Genomic DNA, 17,439 nt, shown 5'->3' on the forward strand with positions numbered 1-17,439 from the left:
TCGCGCCCTCAACCGACAGCTCCCAACGGAGATAGCAATGCTGGGCGCAACAGCCATCGCGCCAGTCTCGCAAGGCTGCAGCCTTTCCTTACAGTCGTTAATCTTGATTAGCGGCTGCTCGGTTTCCGCTTCGAAAATGCTGCCGCCAATCACTCGGACAAAAATGAGTAGAACATGCTGGTATTGGGCTTGATATGTGATCAAGAATGCGTCTTGGATTGTTCAAAGCATCACGTCCTGGTCTCCGTGAGTCATCGTCGTATCGATATGGTGTTTGAGGGCTCGGTCTGGTCCGGACCCTTAACAGGTATCTTGACGAGGAGTAAGCGCTGCATTCTTAGTTTGCGATACACCCAGATTGTGCGGTACGAGAGAGGCTCGTTCGCTGTCAGGCGGGTTGCGATGCTTCGCTGCCCGGCGCGCACTGTTCCGATTTAAAGTCGTGCTATGGCTCGCCAGAATGCGTTCCGCCGGTCGCTGAGCAAACTCCTCGGTATTGACTTCGCCCTCCCAGCCGAGCAGAGACTCTTAGGGTCTAACCTGTTCGATGCAGAGTGGTACCGGACGACCCAGGCGGCCGACGTAGCCTCGGACGGAGCCGTGCAGCACTACCTGCAGGAGGGTGCCGCTCGGGGCTTGAACCCCGGGCCGCACTTCGATGGGCCTTGGTACCTTCGAAACAACGCCGATGTCGCCGCCGCGGGCTTGAACCCCCTGCTGCATTATCTCGACAGCGGGCGCGCGGAAGGACGTCCGATCTGCCCGGTCGCCGACGCGGAAGCGGTCGCGCGGATCGCGGGCTCGGATCTTTTCGACGCGGGGTGGTACCGCGCGACGCAGGCCCCAGACGTGGCGGCGGACCACGCCGCAGGGCACTACCTGCAAGAGGGCGCCGCGCGGGGCTTGAGCCCCGGCCCCCTGTTCGACGGGCCATGGTACCTCAAGACCAACACCGACGTGGCGGACGCGGGCCAGAACCCCCTCCTCCACTACCTGAACGATGGGCGCGCCGAGGGCCGGCCGATCTGCCCGTTCGCCGATCCAGAGGCGCTGGCGCGGGTCGAGGGCTCCGAGCTGTTCGATGCGGAATGGTACCGCGCGACCCACGTCCCCGATCTGTCGCCGAGCCTGGCCGCGCGCCATTACCTCCGGGAGGGCGCGGCTAGCGGGATGAACCCCGGCCCGCTGTTCGACGGGGCGTGGTACCTCGGCAACAACGCCGATGTCGCCGAAGCCGGCGCGAACCCATTCCTGCACTACCTGGTCAGTGGACGCGCGGAGGGACGGCCCATCCGTCTCGCTGTCGCTCGCGATGTGTGCGCAAACCGGATCGAGACCCGCCCCATCGTCCTGCGCGAGAGCACGCCGGCGCGCATCGTCGTCGTCGTCCACGCCTTCTATGTCGACGTGTTCGAGGAGCTCCTGCCCCACCTCGTGCGGGCGATCTCCCAGTTCGACCTGCTGGTCTCCACTGACCAGCCGGACAAGAAGATAGCGCTCGACGCGGCGGCGGAGCGCGCCGGGCTCGCCGGCCGCTGCCGGGCCGTGCTTGTGGAGAATCGTGGGCGCAATTTCGGGCCGTTCGTCACCGTGTTCGCGCCCGACATTCTGCGCTACGATTACGTGCTCCACGTCCACACCAAGAAGTCGCTGTTCAGCGGCGCCGAGCAGACGCGCTGGCGCGACGAGATCTATCGCGCGCTGTTCGCCAACGCCGCCTGCGCCCGCCTCGCCGTGACTCTGCTGGACGAGGATCCCCAGATCGGCCTGTTCTTCCCTGAGACCAGCAAGCACATCGTCTATTGGGCGCATTCCTGGCTCGCCAATATCGGCGTCGGCTACGGGCTGCTCGATCGCCTCTGCCTGCGCTACGACGGGTTCGACGAGTATCTCGACTATCCGGTGGGCGGCATGTTTTGGGCGCGGGTCGATGCCCTGCGCCCGCTCCTGACCGCCGGATTGACCCCACAGGATTTCCCCGAGGAGCACGGCCAGACCGACGGGACGCTCGCCCATGCGATCGAGCGGGTGGTCCCCATCGTGTGCCGATCCCAGGGCTACAGCTCGGTCTGCCTGGACTACGACCGGGGGCTCGCCCGCTTCGATAGCAGCGCGCGCAATTGGGATCAGTACAGCGCCCGCACCCAGGAGGAGGTGCTTCGGACACTGGGCGATGTCGAGCTCGTCTCGTTCGACCTGTTCGACACCCTCGTGAGCCGCCCAGCCCGGCGCCCGGATTCGGTGCTCAAGCTCGTCGAGCATCGGATTTCCTCGGAGGCTGGCCGGCCGATCCCGCTCTTCGCGGAGCGCCGCGCCGCCGAGAACCGGGTGCGCGCCCGCAAGCACCATCAGGGCGACGTCAACCTGTCGGAGATCTACGCGGAGCTTGCCGCCTCGGGGCCGATCCCGGGCGACGTGGTCGCGCGGGCGCACGCCCTGGAGAAGCGGATCGACCTCGGCGCCCTGCGCCCGCGCACGGAGGTCATCGCGATCCTCGAAGCGGCGCACGCGCTCGGCAAACGGATCGTCCTGATGACGGACACCTATTACGAGGAGGCCGACATCCGCGCGATCCTCAACGGTGCCGGGATCGCCGACCGGTTCGCCGCCCTCTACGTGTCCAACGCGGTGGGCGCGCGCAAGGACCGGGGCGATCTTTGGCGCCACGTCGAGGAGGCCGAGGCGGTGCCGCGCGCCCGCTGGCTGCATGTCGGCGACAACGAGCACTCGGATATCCAGGCGGCCTGCGACCGCCGCATCCCCTACCTGCACGTCGCCCATCCGGCCAAGATCCTCGCCCAGAGCGGGTTCGTGCGGGACGAGGGCGATCTGGCGCGGACGTGGCCGGCCGATCTGGTCGTCGGCCACGCCATGCTCAAGCTGGGCCGAAATCCGTTTCTCGGCAGGGCGGCCGCCCCCTACCTGTCTCTCGGCTCGAGCCGTGAGATCGGGTACGCCGTCTACGGTCCGCTGCTGCTGCTGTTCATGTCGTGGCTGATCCGCCACGAAGGCTTGGCCCGGGTCGAGCGGCTGTACTTCCTGGCGCGCGAAGGCGACGTCCTCGTCAGGATCTACCGGCTCATCCGGGAGCGCTACGGCTGGGACCACCTGCCCGAGGGGCGCTACTTCCACGTCTCCCGGCAAACGGCGATCGCCGCCGCCCTCGCCAAGGCGTTCCGCCCGGACCTGGTGACGGCGGCCGGACGCTACGTGGGCTCCGTGCAGGGGCTCCTGTGGAACAGGGCCGGGTTCACGGCCCCGGCGCATCGCGAGCTCGACCGCATCGCGGTGCGGCTTCCGGGCGATGTCGAGGCCGTCGAGCGGATCATGATCGACCTCGAGCCGGAGATTGCGGCGCATGCCGCGGACATGCACCGGCGCCTCCTGGCCTACGCTCGGCAGGAGGGGTTGGACCCGGATGTCGCCTGCGGCGTCGTCGATGTCGGATACTCGGCCACGATCCAGCGGATGATGCAGACGGCGCTCGGCCGGCCGTTGACCGGGTTCTACCTGGCGGCCCTGGACAAGGCGAACGCCGTCGCGGCGGAGGGCGGGTCCGCCTTCGGCTGCCTGTGCGAGAACGTCGCGACCTTGACCGCGTCGATGCCCGCGCTGAACCACTCCCTCTCCGTCGAAGCCTTCCTGACCGCAGCTCATGGACAGGTGATCGGCTATGACACGGCGGGCGATCGGATCGAGCCGCTGTTCAAGGCGGATCCGCGGACGCCGGAGGAGCACGCCATCCTGGCCGAGCTGCATGCCGGCGCCGAGCAGTACGTGATCGAGACCCTCGACCTCTACGGGCCGGAGCTGCTGCGGGCCGAGATCCCCCTGATGGCACCGCAGGAGCTCTTGCGCATGCTGATGGAAGGCCAGATCGCGACGCCCTCGGAACCGATCGGTAAGCTCGGCGTCGAGGACGATTTCTGCGGCTTCCCGCTCCACAAGGTCTACGCGGCGGTGTAGCTGCGGCGGCCTGCCGGCTGGGGCCGCTCAGAATGCGGCCAGCGCTTGCAGGATCGCCGCGGGCGAGGCCGCGTAATCCGCGTGCATCGGATGGAGGCCTTCCGTGTGCACGGCGTGGCCGCGGACGAACAGGAGGCGCGCCCCGCTCGACTCGATCAGGCTGGTGAAGCCCCGGAAATAGAACGCCGGGTTGTCGTGGGTCAGGGCGATGACCTGCGCGCCCGGGCGACAGAACAGGCAATTGATCAGGGCGGAACTCGCCGACCCGACGACGATGTCGGCCGCGTGATAGATCTCGACCTGCTCGGCGAAGGTGTGATTCTCGGGTTGGATGACTTCGAAGCCGTGAGGCTGCAGGGCGTCCGCGATCTCCGCTTCGTTGACCAACCGACGCTGCGTGAAGCCGCGCCGGGACAGGAGGATCCGCCGCCCCGTCCGCCGCAAGTCGCCGCCTTGCGCGGCGAGCCGCTCAAGGATCTTGCCCCGCATGGCGGCCAGCACGTCGCTCGGCCAGATCGCGTCGTAGGTCGGCAGGCCCGGCCGCGTGTCGAAGGGATAGAAGGTCGGCACCGGGGCGAGGCCCAGTTCCCGAAAGCGGGTCGCCACCGGCGGCAGGACCTGCACCGGGCGGTCGCGCTCGTCCATCAACGCGATGATCTGCCGGTGGGAGTCCGGCATCTGGTCGTCGATGCAGAGCGGCAGGCCCGCCGGGCAGGTGGGATCGTTGAACCACAGCATCCGGGGCGCGAATTCGAGCAGCCAGTGTCCGTATTGCCGGCTCTGGAAGCCGAACAGCATCAGGCCGGCGTCGATCTCGTGGATCTCGGCGGGCGCCTCGACCAGAGCGCGCCCGGGCCCCCAGACGGCCAGCATGATCTGGCCGGGATTGACCCCGTCCTTGATGTCGGCGAGGCCGCTGAGCGGATGGGCCGCCAGATCGTAGATCAGGCGCGGTCCGTGCAGAACAACGTTGCTACGCGGGAAGGTCAAGCAGTCCTTGAACAGCGCGACGTATTGCGGGGGGGCATTGAGCGATCCCGCCCGGGAGGTCAGCGCGATCGAGCCCCCGAGGAATTTCACCTCGGGCTCGTCGATGGTGCGGCCGGCCAGCAGCTCGCGATAGCGCCCGTGCCCGGCGTCGGCGGCCTGTTGCGCCGAGACGATGTCGTAGATGCCGACCGGGCGGAACCCGGCGATCGCCCGCGTGCTCTCGTGTAGGGCCGCGGCCTCTTCGTAGTAGCCCGCCTCCGCCAAGGCGTTCATCTGCAGGATGCGCAGGTTCCGGATCTTGGCGCTGAGGCTGTGACCGTCCCCGGTCGAGAGGCCGGAATCGCCGCCGTTGAGCGCGAAAGCCAGGCGGTAGCACTGGACGGCGGGTTCGGCTCGGCCGCGGCACTCGTGATCCCAACCGACTTGCAGCAGCGTCCTCGCGGCCTCGCGCAGGGCCGCCTCCGTCTCTCCGCGGCTCCTGATCTCGGCGATGAACGCCGCCGCGTCGTCCCAGCGTTCGTGCTCGACGAAGTCGCGCAGGCGCGCCGTCGCGGCGATCATGCGCCAGCGCTGAAGACCCGGCGCATCGATCGAGGCGGCGAGTTCGTAGGCATGGGCGGCATCCCCGAACCGCGCGCCGCCTTCGAGCCGGAACCCGAGGGCCTCAAGGTGCCGCAGGGTCGCGGCCGTGCGCGCCGCCGGGGGCGGCTCCGCGCCCAGCAGGGCGGCCAGCGTCTCGAGCTTGGTCGTGGCATTGCCGCTGTCGATCGACCGGATCAGGTCGATGAAGGTCGCCGTCGGCCGCATGGCGCTCCCGTCTCCAGAACCTGAGAGCTACGGGCCGACGCCCACGCTCTCCAGGCCGCGCAGAACCTGTCCGGGCGTGACCGTGTAATTGGCGTGGAACGGATGCGCGTTCTCGCCCGCGACCGTCGTGCCGCGAATGAACAGCACCTTCGCGCCGCTCGATTCGATCATGCTGGTGTAGCCGCGGAAGTTGAACGACCGGTTCTCGTGAATCAGCGCGACGACGCGGGCGTTGTCGTTGCAGAAAATGCAGTTCGTCAGGGCCGAACTGGCGGAGCCGACGATCACGTCGGCCGCGTGATACAGCGCGATCTGCTCCACGAACGACAGCTTCTCCGGATACACGACCTCGAACCCGTGCCGCGCCAGGGCGCCGGCGATCTCCGTCTCGTTGACGAGCTGGCGCTGCGTGAAGCCCTTCCGCGACAGGAAGATCCGCCGCCCGGTGGAACGCACGTCCACGCCGCGCGCCGCGAGCTTGTCGAGCACCGCGCGCCGCATGCCTCCCAGGACATCCTTCGGCCAGACCGCGTCGTAGACCGGCAGGCCCGGACGCGCGTCGAACGGAAAGAAGGTCGGGACCGGGGCGACCCCGAGTTCCTTGAAGCGGACAGCCCGTGCCGGCAGAGGCAGGATCGGCCTGTTGCGCTCGTCGAGCAGCTCCACGATCTGCCGGTGCGTCTCGGGCATGTGGTCGTCGATGCAGATCGGGAAGCCCGCGGGGCAGGCGGGATCGTTAAAGCACAGCATCCGCGGCACGAACTCGAGCAGCCAATGGCCGTAGTTCTTGCTCTGGAGCCCGAACATCATCAGGCCGGCATCCAGGGTCTGCGCCTCGGCCGGCTCCTCGACCAGGGCGCGCCCGGCCCCGTAGACGGCCGTCATGATCTGATCGGAATTCTTCCCGTCCTTGATGTCCGCGACGCCGCTGTCCGGGTGCGCGGCGAGGTCGTAGATCAGGCGATTGCCCTGGAGCACGATGTTGCTGCGCGGGAAGGTCAGGCAGTCCTTGAACCGGGCGACGTATTGCGGCGGGGCGTCCAGGGTGCCGCAGGTCGAGGTCAGCGTCACCGGGCCTGCGAGGAAGCGGATCTCCGGCTCCGCGATCCGGCGGGGCCCGATAAGCTCGCGATAGTCGCCCTCCCCCGCGGCGGCGGCTTGGCGGGCGGAGACGATGTCGTAGATCCGCACCGGCCCGAGCCCGAGGGTCGTGCGCGTGCGTTCGTGCAGCGCCTGCGCCTCCTCGTGCCGCCCCTCTTCGGCCAGCGTGGTCATCTGCAGGCTGCGCAGATTTCGGATCTTGCGCTCCAGCGTGTCGCCGTCGACCGTGAGCGCTGGGCCGCCCAGGATGTCCCGCGCGATCCGCGCCAGCAGGTAGCAGCGCACCGCGCTCTCGGCTTCCCCGGCGAGCTCGTAATCCCAGGCGATCTGGACCAGCGACGGATCGTTCGACCCACGGTCCCCTGCTGAGGCCTTGGCTTGGCGCAGCTCCTCCAGGAGGTCCTCCACACCGTCGAAGGCCTGCTGGCGGCAGCAAGCGACGATGCCCGTCCGGATGGCGGCAAGATGGTATTGAGCAGCGTGGGACCGCGAGGTCCGGGCCGCCAGCCCGTAGGCGCGGGCGGCCAGATCGAAGCTGTCCTCGCCCTGGAACCGAAAGCCCAGGGTCGCGAGGTGCTGCGCGGCGGTCTCGGCCCGGCCCTCCGCTACGGAGGCGAGGGCGCCCGCGATCGTGTCGAGGGCGGCGGTGCCGTTCGCGCGATTGGCCTGCGTCAGGGTCCGGCGAAAGTCGTCCTGCATCGTCACCGACCGTTCCCCTTTCGCGATACGCAAGCCCCCTCAGCGGGCCGCCAGCGCCCGCTCCGCGCAGCCGCAGACCTCCGCGATCTGCTCCCGGGTGATCGCCGGGAAGAACGGCAGCCCGATGGCGCCGGCGGCGACGCTCTCGGTCCGCGCCAGACCGTCGTGCCGGCATGTGGCGAAGGCGGGATGCGCCTGGCAGCCGGTGCCGTACCAGCGCCGCCACTGGATCCCGGCGGCGTCGAAGCCGTCCGTCACCGCCTTGGCGGCGGCGGGCTCGAACAGCGCGTTGACCGTCATGGTCAGCCAGTCTGCGCCGAAGCCGGGCTGCATCCGCACCCCGATCCGGTCGAAGCCCTCGACATAGGCCAGGGACGCCTCGCGCAACTGCCGGATGCGCGCCTCCAGGCCGTCGAACACCGCAAGGCCGACGGCGGCTGCGTATTCGGAGATCCGGTAATTGCCGCCGCGCACCTCCGAGACCCGGCTGGTCGTCGTGAAGCCGAACCCGGTCATCGCGGTGGTCTGCTCCACCAAGGCTGTGTCGGTGGTGAGGATCGCGCCACCCTCCCCGATCCCGAGCGCCTTGGTGGCGTGCAGGCTGACGCAGATCGGCTGCGCGCCGACCCGGTGCAGGTTGAGCGTGGCGGCGGCGGCGTCGAACACCACCGGGATCCCGTGCGTCGCTTCGAACGCCTCCCAGGCGGTGCTATCGATCGGCGCCCCGAACGGGCTGACCACCACGACGGCCGCGACATCCCCCTCCGCCATCGCGAGCGCCCGCTCGGCGATGGCGGGCGTCAGCGACAGGGTCTCGGGATCCACGTCGGCGAAGAACGGCTCCAGGCCGACATTCACCGCCGCGTGCGCGGTGGCCACGAAGGTGTACCCTGGCATCAGGCAGAGCCGGCCGGACCGGCCCGCGATGCGATAGCGCAGCGCGAGTTCGATGGCGCTGGTGCCGTTGCCGGTGATCGTCGCGGCGACCGACGCACCATCGGCGCGCTCCGAGACGAAGGCGCAGAGCTTGGCCGTGAATTCGCGCGAGAGCGGCCCGTAATTGCTGTAGGTGTGCGTCTGATCGATCCGGCGCAGATACGGCACGATCGCGTCCGTATCCGGCAGGCTGGGAATGAGCACGGGGATCATCGTCGAGACACATCCTGACTGTCGGTCGCCACCATCCTATCCGCACGCCCGGTGACGGCGCCCGCTATACATGGCCGGGTGCGGCCGCGGAAGGCGGCGACCGCCGCCTGTCAGGCGCGCCGCGGGGGTCGGGCTGGCAAGGCGCGTGCGGGATTGCCGAACACCGTCTGGCCCGGCGCGACGTTCCGGATCACCACGGCCCCGGCGCCGACCAGGGCATGCGCGCCGATCCGTATCTTCGGGATCACGCAGGCGCCCGTACCGAGGAACGCCCCCTCCCCGACTTGGACATGCCCGGCCAAGTGGACGCCGGGGCTCAGCGTCGCGAAATCCTCCAGCACGTCGTCGTGGGCGACGGTGCAGCCCGGATTGACCAGCACGTGGTCGCCGATCTGCGCATCCGCCGTGATCGAGGAGTGGCCGAGGATCACCGCGCCCGCGCCGATGCGGCTGCTCGCGCCGATCAGCGCGCCGGGATCGATGATCGTGGCGAACTGAGCACCAATTTCCGATCGCAGATGCGCGACCGCTCGGGCGCGGGGTCCTGGTTCGCCAAGGGCCACGACAAAACGCAGGCTGTCGTCGCCCGCGAAGGTGCGGACGTCCCGAACCACCGGCGTTCCGCGGAAGGTCTCCGGCGCATCGATACCGGGATCGACGATGCTCGCCTGCAGCTCGATCGCGGTCTCGCGCGCGTTCAGGCGCTTCAGGGCATCGACGATCTCGCGGGCGAGGGCGCCCGCTCCGTAGAGGACGAGGCGGACCGTCATCGCGCCGTTTGCCGTGACCGGCTCCGGCTCGGCGCTGGCGGCTGCCTGCCGCTCGGGCGAACGTCCATGCGCGGGTTCCCTGCCTGTCGGGAGCCCTGCCCTACACGAGTCCCCGCGGGCTCTCCAGGGGCGAGGCTTCGGATCGCTCTTCGGGATCGGCCGGCATCGCGGCGGCGGGTGGATCGATGGTTCGAGGCTCGCGGAACCCGGGATGCCTCGTCACGCTGCCTCCGTTCCAGTACACCGCCGACAGGTGCGCGCGGCATGATCGACCGCGCAAACGCGCGCGGACGGGCAGGATGTTGAGACGGACATGAAGCCGACGGAGACGTTCATCGACTTGATCCGGACGGTCAATCGCGACAACGCTTCGGAGGTCCTCGAGCGGCTGCACACGCTCGTGCCGGTCGACGATCAGGCCGGCCTCACCACGATACGACGGCATCTCGAGGCGCTCGCGTTCCGGCTCGAGGGCGACGACCAGCTCGGCGCCGCCGCCGACACCTACGATCTGATCGGCTCGCTGGTCCCGCACGAGCGCGAGCGCTGGGCTTTGGCCGCCGTCACCGCGCGCCTGCGCGACCTCTGCGGGCACGCTCGCTACGCGGAGGCCACGGCCCTCGTCCGAAGTCTGCACGCGAGCCGCGAGCCCGCCGCCATCCGCGACGGCGTCGCAACCTTGCTCCGGCTCGGTTGGGTGGCCGAGTGCAGGGGGGAGCCGGAAGCCTGCGCGCAGAGCTATCGGCTGGCCTACGAGTTGAACGGTGGTGACGACGGCATCACGACGGCGGACGGCTTTGCCGTGAGCACCAAGGTCAAGAACCTGCGCCGGCTGCAGCTCGATGCCCTGCTCCCGGATCGGCGTTACGCGGACGCGATCGCGCTGCACGAGCAGACCCGTCACGTTTATTCGGCCGGGCCGTTCTCCGCCTACGACATCACCACGGCCAAGGCGCTCGCGGTGAGCGGGGGCGCCGCGTACACGGAGCTGCGGCCGGCGCGCAGGATCGCGCCTCCCGAACTCCGCTTCTTCGAGCCGCCCCCGGCCCTGCTGTCCGAGCGGGGCGAACTCGACATGCCGCCCCAGTACCTCGCCTTTCTGAAAGAAGCCCGCGCGTTCCCGCGCAGCAACGTGGTCATCGCCGGCGACAAGCTCGTCTACGATCTGGCCGCGCATCCGCGCCGCCCGGACATCCTGCTGCAGGACGGGCTCAATCCAGACCAGATCATGATGGCCGCGTTCGGCGATACGCGCGCCCTCGTGGAAGTGCCCGAGGATCCGCACGTGGTCGAGGCGGGACTGATGATGTTCGGCCTCCAGAGCCGGAACTACGGGCATTGGTTCTGCGAGTACGTCCCGCGGATGCTCTGCTACAACGATCCGCGTTGCCCGGACGGGATCCCGCTGTGCATCGACGACCACATGCCCGGCTCGCACGAGGAGATCCTGCGCCTGCTCGATACGCGCGACCGGCCCGTGATCAAGCTGCCGCCCAAGCCCGTCGAATTCGGGCTCCTCGGGATGGCGCCCCCGCCGGCGTTCTTCCCGTTCGAGATGAAGCCCGGGCGGCCGGTCTACGATGCGGTCTGGCCGGCCGACATCTTCGCGGCGGTGCGCGAGCGGATCCTCGAGAGCGCGCGGGAGCGCGGGGTCCTGTCGGACCGGACCGATCGGCGCCTGTTCATCTCGCGCAAGGCCTTCACCCAGCGGGCGCTGGTGAACGAGGCCGAGATCGCCGAGCGCCTGCGTCCCCTGGGCTTCGAGGTGATCTACCCGGAGACGATGTCGTTCCTCGAACAGGTCGACGCGTTCCACTCGGCCGCCCTGGTGGTCGGCTCGTCGAGTTCGGCCTTGAGCAACGCCCTGTTCTGCCGGCCCGGCTGCCGGATCCTCGGTTTGATCCACGAGGAGCTGGCCTTCAACTTCCGGGGCTATACCAGCTACATCGAGGTCGGGGGCGCGCGGATCCTGTTCCTGCGCGGCCGGACCCTCCACCGCCCGGGCGTGCACGCCTTCCACGTGAGCTACACCGTCGATCCGGGGAAGGTCGCCGCCGCGGTCGCCGCCTTGGAGAACGAGGTCGCGTCCGGCACGCCCGCCGGCTTCACGCTTTCGGACCCGGACAGCCATCCCATCCGCGTGCCGGATGACGGCGTGCTTCAGTCGCCGGCCCGTGGGGAGCCTGTGCGGGTAGACCCCGCGCGCCGCGCACGCATCACAACCCTGGCGGCCGGTCCGCACGCGAGCCCGGACCAGGGCCTGTGCGCTCTGGAGGCGGTGGCCTACCTCGCCGGCGAGCCCCATTCCGATCAGCCCGCCTGCGCCTCGCCCAGCATCTCCGCCTTCGTCCGGACCTTGAGCGATGGCCTGCCGCAGGCGGAGCGCGACGGCTTGATTCTCCCGCTGGTCCCGCGTGTCGTCGGCACGCGCGGTTCGGAGGCCTTGGAGCGACGGCGCATCGCGATGGTCGCCGATTGGCTCGTGCGCAGCCACGTGCCGGCCTGGTTCCGCCTGGCCAAGCTGAACGTCGAGGCGGACGAGCTGGCCGACCTGGCCGAACTCACGGACGTCGCCGATCTCACCCTCCTGTGCGATCACCTGAAGCGTGCGCGCAAGCGGGCCGCGGTCGCCAACCTCACCCTGCGGCAGACCGGCTCCGCGGTTCGGGCCGCGGCCTGGGATGCCACCCAGCAGGCCGCCTGGATCACCGTCCGAGACGCCTTGGAGGAGGCCGGGCCGCCAATCCTCGCCGCCGGCTGGGATGCGGCCTATGCGGCCGCCTACGCGGCGACCCGGGCCTACGGGAAGGCGCCGCTGGAGCCGACGCGCCGTGCGCTGGAGCAATCTGCCCTCGCCCTGGTCGAGCGCTTGATCGAAGCGCGAGACGCGGACTCGGCCGGGCCCGAGGCGCCGGCAGCCCCGGCGCCGGTGCACCCGAGCGCCGAAATCCGACCATGAGCGGCGGCCGAAGACATGACGGGCTGCCGATCGATCCGGCAGCAATCGGCCCATCGGTTTCGGCCCTGGCGGGAGCCCGCTGTCTCGTCCTGGGCGGTGCGGGCTTCCTCGGCCTGAACCTGTGCAACCGCTTGGCGCAAGCCGGCGCCGAGGTCACCTGTTTCAGCCGCAGCCACCCGCAAGCCGAGGTTCTCGACCGGCGCGTCGCCCGGGTGACCGGCCAGTTCGCCGATCGGCTCGGCATTGCCAACGCGGTCGAGCGTCAGGACATCGTCTTCCACCTGATCGCCGGATCGATCCCCGAGAGCTCGAACCGCGACCCGTCCGCGGAACTGGCCGCCGCACCGATCGCCACCCTGCACCTGCTGGAAATCTGCCGCTCGGCCCGGATCAAGAAGGTCGTGTTCGCATCCTCTGGGGGCGCGATCTACGGGATCCCGCGCGCCACCCCGATCCCGGAGCGGGCGCCCACCGACCCGATCTCGGCCTACGGCATCAGCAAGCTGATGATCGAGAAGTCGCTCTACCTGTACCGGCATCTTCACGGGATCGATTACCAGATCCTGCGGATCGCCAATCCGTATGGCCGGTTCCAACTCGGCAACAAGCACCAGGGCCTGATCGGCAGCTATATCCACCGCGTGCTCGCGAACCTGCCGCTGGAAGTCTGGGGCACCGGCGAGGTCGTGCGCGACTTCCTGCACATCGACGATGTCAGCGACGCCTTCCTGGCCGCCATCCCGTATGACGGGCCGCACAAAGTGATGAATGTCGGCAGCGGTGCGGGCCTGAGCGTCAACCAGATCATCGCCGAACTGGAGCGGGTCTTCCGGCGCGAGCGCCTGCCCTGCGTGTACAAGGCGAGCCGCGCGGCCGACGTGCCGGCCAACGTGCTCGACACCACGCTGATTCGATCCGAACTCGGCTGGCGGCCCCGGGTCGCCCTGCGCGACGGGCTCACCGGTACGATCGACTGGATGCGGGCTCATCTGGCGGAGGCGCGCGGGGACGGCGCGCTGTCGAACCTGGCCCGCTGAGGCCGGCGAAGCCCGAGAGCCATCGTGCTCGGCGGCACAGCCGATCGTGGCCCGGCCAGGTATTTCGCGCTCCGCCCCGGAGCGGCCATGTTTCTCGCCGACAGGGCAGCCCTCCGATCCGCGAGGAGACCGCATGTCCTTCCTGCACGATCTGCCCATTGCCGACCTGATCGCCAATTACGGCTACATCGCCATCTTCGTCATCATCACCCTGGAGAGCGCCGGCCTGCCGCTGCCGGGCGAGACGGTCCTGCTCACCTCGGCGGCCTATGCCGGCAGCACCGGCAACCTGAGCATCGCCCTCGTGGTCGCGATCGCCGCGACCGCCGCGATCCTCGGCGACAATGCCGGCTACTGGGTCGGCCGCCGCTGGGGCCTGCCCCTGCTCCTGCGCAAGGGCCACATGATCGGCCTCGATCACGGCCGGCTCAAGCTCGGCCAGTACCTGTTCCGCCGGCATGGCGGGAAGATCGTGTTCTTCGGCCGCTTCACCGCGATGCTGCGCGCCTACGCGGCGGTCCTCGCCGGCGTGAACAAGCTCGATGCCCGCCGCTTCATGTTCTTCAACGCCGTCGGCGGCGTCGCCTGGGCCTCGATCATGGGCTTCGGCGCATATCTGTGCGGTCGCTCCATCGAGAACGTCATGGGGCCCGTGGGCCTCGCGCTCCTGGCCTTCGTGCTGCTGGGCGCCGTGGCCCTGTGGATGTTCATGCGCCGCCACGAGGCGCGCCTGATGGTCGACGCCGAGGCCGCGATCCCCGGCCCGCTGGTCGCGGGCTCGGTCGCGCCGCAGGCGGTCGCGGGGTAGGCAAAGCCACTCCCGGTCCGCGCGTAGCCACTCGACGCCACGCTACGCGCGGCGTTCTCTTCGCAGAGGATGCGCCGGCGCCACCCTGCGCCGGTGGCGTGTCGGGCATCGGCAGATCGTCTTACAGGCTGAATCGCCCAAGGTTGACCGACTCCGGTGCCGATCGTATCACCCCGCCTCACGCGGCGTGCGGTCCGATCGCGCCTCTGATCCGGCCATCCCGCCGCATGATCCCATGCACGCATTCAGGACGTCGTGACTGAGACGGAGCCGACCTTGAGCGAGGACGTGGACGCGCTGCGGGCCGAGCTCGCCGAGACGCAGGCGAGGCTCAAGGACGCGCAGGGCGAGATGGCCCGGCTGGTGCGTCTGGCCGAGGCCGATCTCCAGCGCCGGCGGCCCGGCGAGCCATCGAGCGTCGTCGCCTCCTCGGTGCGCCGGCCCCCCGCCAAGGAGGTCGCGGCCCGGATCGCCAAGTTCGTGCATCTCTACCGGGAGGCCGCCGCGGCGAGCCCCGATCGGGCGCCGGTCGTCCCCGAGCAGACCATGCTCGATTGGCTCGAGACCTCCGGGCTGTTCGATCGGCACTTCTACCTGTCCTGCAACGACGACGTCGCGAATGCCGGCGCCGATCCGACGCGGCACTATTACAACCACGGCTCCGAGGAAGGGCGCCTTCCCGGCACCCTCTGAGGGGCCGGTCGAAGGACGTGGTCCCGAGCGTTCGAGGAATCTGATCGATGCAGGACGGTGCAGGAGACGCCGCGCCGGGTGCGAGCACGGCGACGCCCGCCCTGGAGCCGTGGCAGGACGATTTCTCGACGATCTATCGCAGCGGCCTGTTCGACCACATCTGGTACGCGGCGCGCTATCCCGATGTCGGCCTGACCGACCTCTCGCCGCTGGAGCATTACGTCAAGTACGGCGCCCGGCTCGGGCGGCAGCCGCGGGCGGACTTTACCGCCGAGCCGGACGAGAGCTTCGACGGCACCTTCGTCAATCCGTTCGCGGCCTGGATCCGCGCGCGCGCTGAGGCCGAGCCGGTGCCGGAATGGAACCGGCCGGTCGTGTCGGTCCTGTGCATCACCTACAACCAAGCCCGGTTCATCCGGCAGACCCTCGACAGCATCCTCGGCCAGGTCACGGATTTCCCGTTCGAGCTCCTGGTCGGCGACGACCGGTCGAGCGACGGCACCGCCGAGATCATCGCGGACTACGCCGCGCGCCATCCCAACCTCGTGGCGGTGCTGCGATCTGAGAATCTCGGGCCGAACAAGAATTTTTCCGATCTTACGGCCCGCGCCCGCGGTGAATACGTCGCGATCTGCGAGGGCGACGATTACTGGACGGATTCGAGCAAGCTCCAGCGCCAGGTCGAATTCCTGCGGGCGAACCCGGAATTCACCCTGTGCTTCCACCCGGTGCGCGTCCTCTACGAGGACATGCCGGGCGTCGAGGAGATCTATCCGAAGCATTCGAGCCCGCAGCCGTCGCTGTCCGACCTCGTCGCGCACAACTTCGTCCAGACCAACAGCGTGCTCTATCGCTGGCGCTACCACGGCGAAGAGCCGTTCCGGCTCGACGAGGGCATCGCCCCGGGGGATTGGTACGTTCACCTGATGCATGCCGAGGTCGGCCGCATCGGCTTCCTGCCCCAGATCATGGCGGTCTACCGCAAGCACGCGGCCGGGATGTGGGCGACCTACGCCACCGAACTCGCCCGGCACAAGAAGCTCGGCAATTCCGAGATCGCGTTCTTCCGGGCGCTCCGCGGCCATTTCGGCGGCCGCTACGCCGCGGGCTACGAAGCCTCGCAGAAGGCGATCTTCCGGCGCCTGGCCGAGGCCTATCTCGACGAGGAGGACGTCCCGAGCCTGGGCGCCCTGATCGAGGCCAACCCCGACATCGCCCGGGCGGCCCTGCGCGACATGGGCCTCGACGCGCCCGACGCCCTCTCCGGCGATCCGGCAGCCCTGCGCGTCTGGCTCGAGGAACAGCTGACGGTCAGCGTCATCGTCACCGCCTACAACCATGCCGCCTACATCCGCCGCTGCCTCGACGGGGTTCTGGCCCAGCGCGGCCTGTTCAAGCTCCAGGTCGTGATCGGGGACGATTGCTCCACCGACGGGACGCCCGAGATCGTCGAATCCTACCGGGCGCGCGATCCGGAGCGGATCACCGTGCGGCCCCGGGCGAAAAACCTCGGCATGCTGCGCAACATGCAGGATTGCCTCGGCGCCTGCACCGGGCGCTACATCGCGTTCTGCGAAGCCGACGATTACTGGCTGTCCGACCGCAAGATCGCGATGCAGCTGCGGATGCTGCGCAACGACCGCGCCCTCGACATGTGCTTCAACTGGGTCCTGCTGCACTACCCGGCGACCGGCTCCTACGTGCCGCACGACGAGCAGGGCCGCTACCCCACCGGCACGATCAGCTTCCCGGTGCTGGCCAACGCGCCGCTCACCGCCAACTTCTCGTGCTGCGTCTACCGCGCCGAGGCCCTGCGCCGGGTGCCGGAGGCGTATTACGAGAACGCGGCGGCGGCCGACTGGCTGATGAACCTCTACGTCGCCGACAAGGGCCGCATCGCGTTCCTGCGCGAGCTGCTGTCGGTCTACACGGTCCAGGAGAAGGGCCAGTGGTCGGGCCTGCCCGAGGACATCAGGAACGCCCGGATCGCCCAGTACCAGAAGCAGTTCGCGCAGATCTTCGGCGAGGGGCGCGGCTTCGAGAAATACGAGGTCGGCTGCACGATCGCCGAACTCGACGGCGAATTGCCGGATTCCTTCGCCCGGGCGAACCTCGAATCGCCCCCGGACCGGGTCTGGGCCGAGATCCAGGACGGGCAGGTGGTGCTGGTTGGCTGGGTGGTCTCGGCGAGCCGGGCCAAGGCGACGCTCGTTGCCGAGGTCGACGGCGAGATCCAGCGCCATCCCGTGGACGTGCACCGGCCCGACGTGATCGCGGCGGTACTGGGCGACATGCCGACCACCATGGAGGAGGCCCGCTGCGGCTTCCGCCTCACCCTTCCTTACGCGCTCCACCTCGAAGTGCTGCTCTCGATCGAGGTCGAGCACGAGGTCGTGCCGTGGCTGTCGGTCATCTTCACGCACCGGGTGAAGCAGACCGACCGACAGGGGTAAGGCGGCG

General features: G+C 69.2%; 10 protein-coding genes. 6 read left to right on the forward strand and 4 right to left on the reverse strand.

What is annotated here, in order from left to right:
• Positions 1-600 precede the first annotated feature (600 nt).
• A complete protein-coding gene (locus ACYQPG_RS19775; protein WP_461231554.1) occupies positions 601-3,966 on the forward strand; it encodes a rhamnan synthesis F family protein in 3,366 nt (1,121 codons plus the stop codon).
• A gap of 27 nt (positions 3,967-3,993) precedes the next feature.
• Here the strand turns inward: ACYQPG_RS19775 and ACYQPG_RS19780 are convergent, their stop codons facing one another.
• The 4 genes from ACYQPG_RS19780 to ACYQPG_RS19795 form a co-directional block, all read right to left on the reverse strand.
• Positions 3,994-5,763 (reverse strand): glycosyltransferase family 61 protein, encoded by a 1,770-nt coding sequence (locus ACYQPG_RS19780; RefSeq protein ID WP_461231555.1) that lies wholly within the window; start codon positions 5,761-5,763, stop codon positions 3,994-3,996.
• A 27-nt stretch (positions 5,764-5,790) separates the two neighbouring features.
• Positions 5,791-7,563, reverse strand: coding sequence for a glycosyltransferase family 61 protein (locus tag ACYQPG_RS19785; RefSeq protein ID WP_461232483.1), 1,773 nt, complete (start codon positions 7,561-7,563; stop codon positions 5,791-5,793).
• Between the two features lie 39 nt (positions 7,564-7,602).
• Positions 7,603-8,712, reverse strand: a complete 1,110-nt coding sequence (locus tag ACYQPG_RS19790) for a DegT/DnrJ/EryC1/StrS family aminotransferase (RefSeq protein ID WP_461231556.1) — start codon at positions 8,710-8,712, stop codon at positions 7,603-7,605.
• 110 nt (positions 8,713-8,822) lie between these two features.
• Positions 8,823-9,482: an acetyltransferase gene (locus ACYQPG_RS19795; protein ID WP_461231557.1), complete on the reverse strand. Its 660-nt coding sequence runs from the start codon at positions 9,480-9,482 to the stop codon at positions 8,823-8,825.
• A gap of 313 nt (positions 9,483-9,795) precedes the next feature.
• On the opposite strand from ACYQPG_RS19795, the gene ACYQPG_RS19800 reads away from it, so the two are divergent.
• The 5 genes from ACYQPG_RS19800 (at position 9,796) to ACYQPG_RS19820 (ending at position 17,432) form a co-directional block, all read left to right on the forward strand.
• Positions 9,796-12,441 (forward strand): glycosyltransferase family 61 protein, encoded by a 2,646-nt coding sequence (locus ACYQPG_RS19800; protein ID WP_461231558.1) that lies wholly within the window; start codon positions 9,796-9,798, stop codon positions 12,439-12,441.
• On the forward strand, positions 12,438-13,478 hold the full coding sequence (locus tag ACYQPG_RS19805) for an NAD-dependent epimerase/dehydratase family protein (RefSeq protein WP_461231559.1): 1,041 nt from the start codon (positions 12,438-12,440) through the stop codon (positions 13,476-13,478). Before ACYQPG_RS19800 ends, ACYQPG_RS19805 begins: the two co-directional genes overlap by 4 nt.
• Before the next feature lie 133 nt (positions 13,479-13,611).
• Positions 13,612-14,286, forward strand: a complete 675-nt coding sequence (locus ACYQPG_RS19810) for a DedA family protein (protein ID WP_147908170.1) — start codon at positions 13,612-13,614, stop codon at positions 14,284-14,286.
• A gap of 276 nt (positions 14,287-14,562) precedes the next feature.
• Entirely contained in the window at positions 14,563-14,979 is a 417-nt protein-coding gene (locus tag ACYQPG_RS19815; protein WP_147908169.1) for a hypothetical protein, read from the forward strand.
• 47 nt (positions 14,980-15,026) lie between these two features.
• Positions 15,027-17,432 (forward strand): glycosyltransferase family 2 protein, encoded by a 2,406-nt coding sequence (locus tag ACYQPG_RS19820; protein ID WP_461231560.1) that lies wholly within the window; start codon positions 15,027-15,029, stop codon positions 17,430-17,432.
• Positions 17,433-17,439 lie beyond the last annotated feature (7 nt).

The organism is Methylobacterium sp. CM6246 (assembly GCF_054818005.1).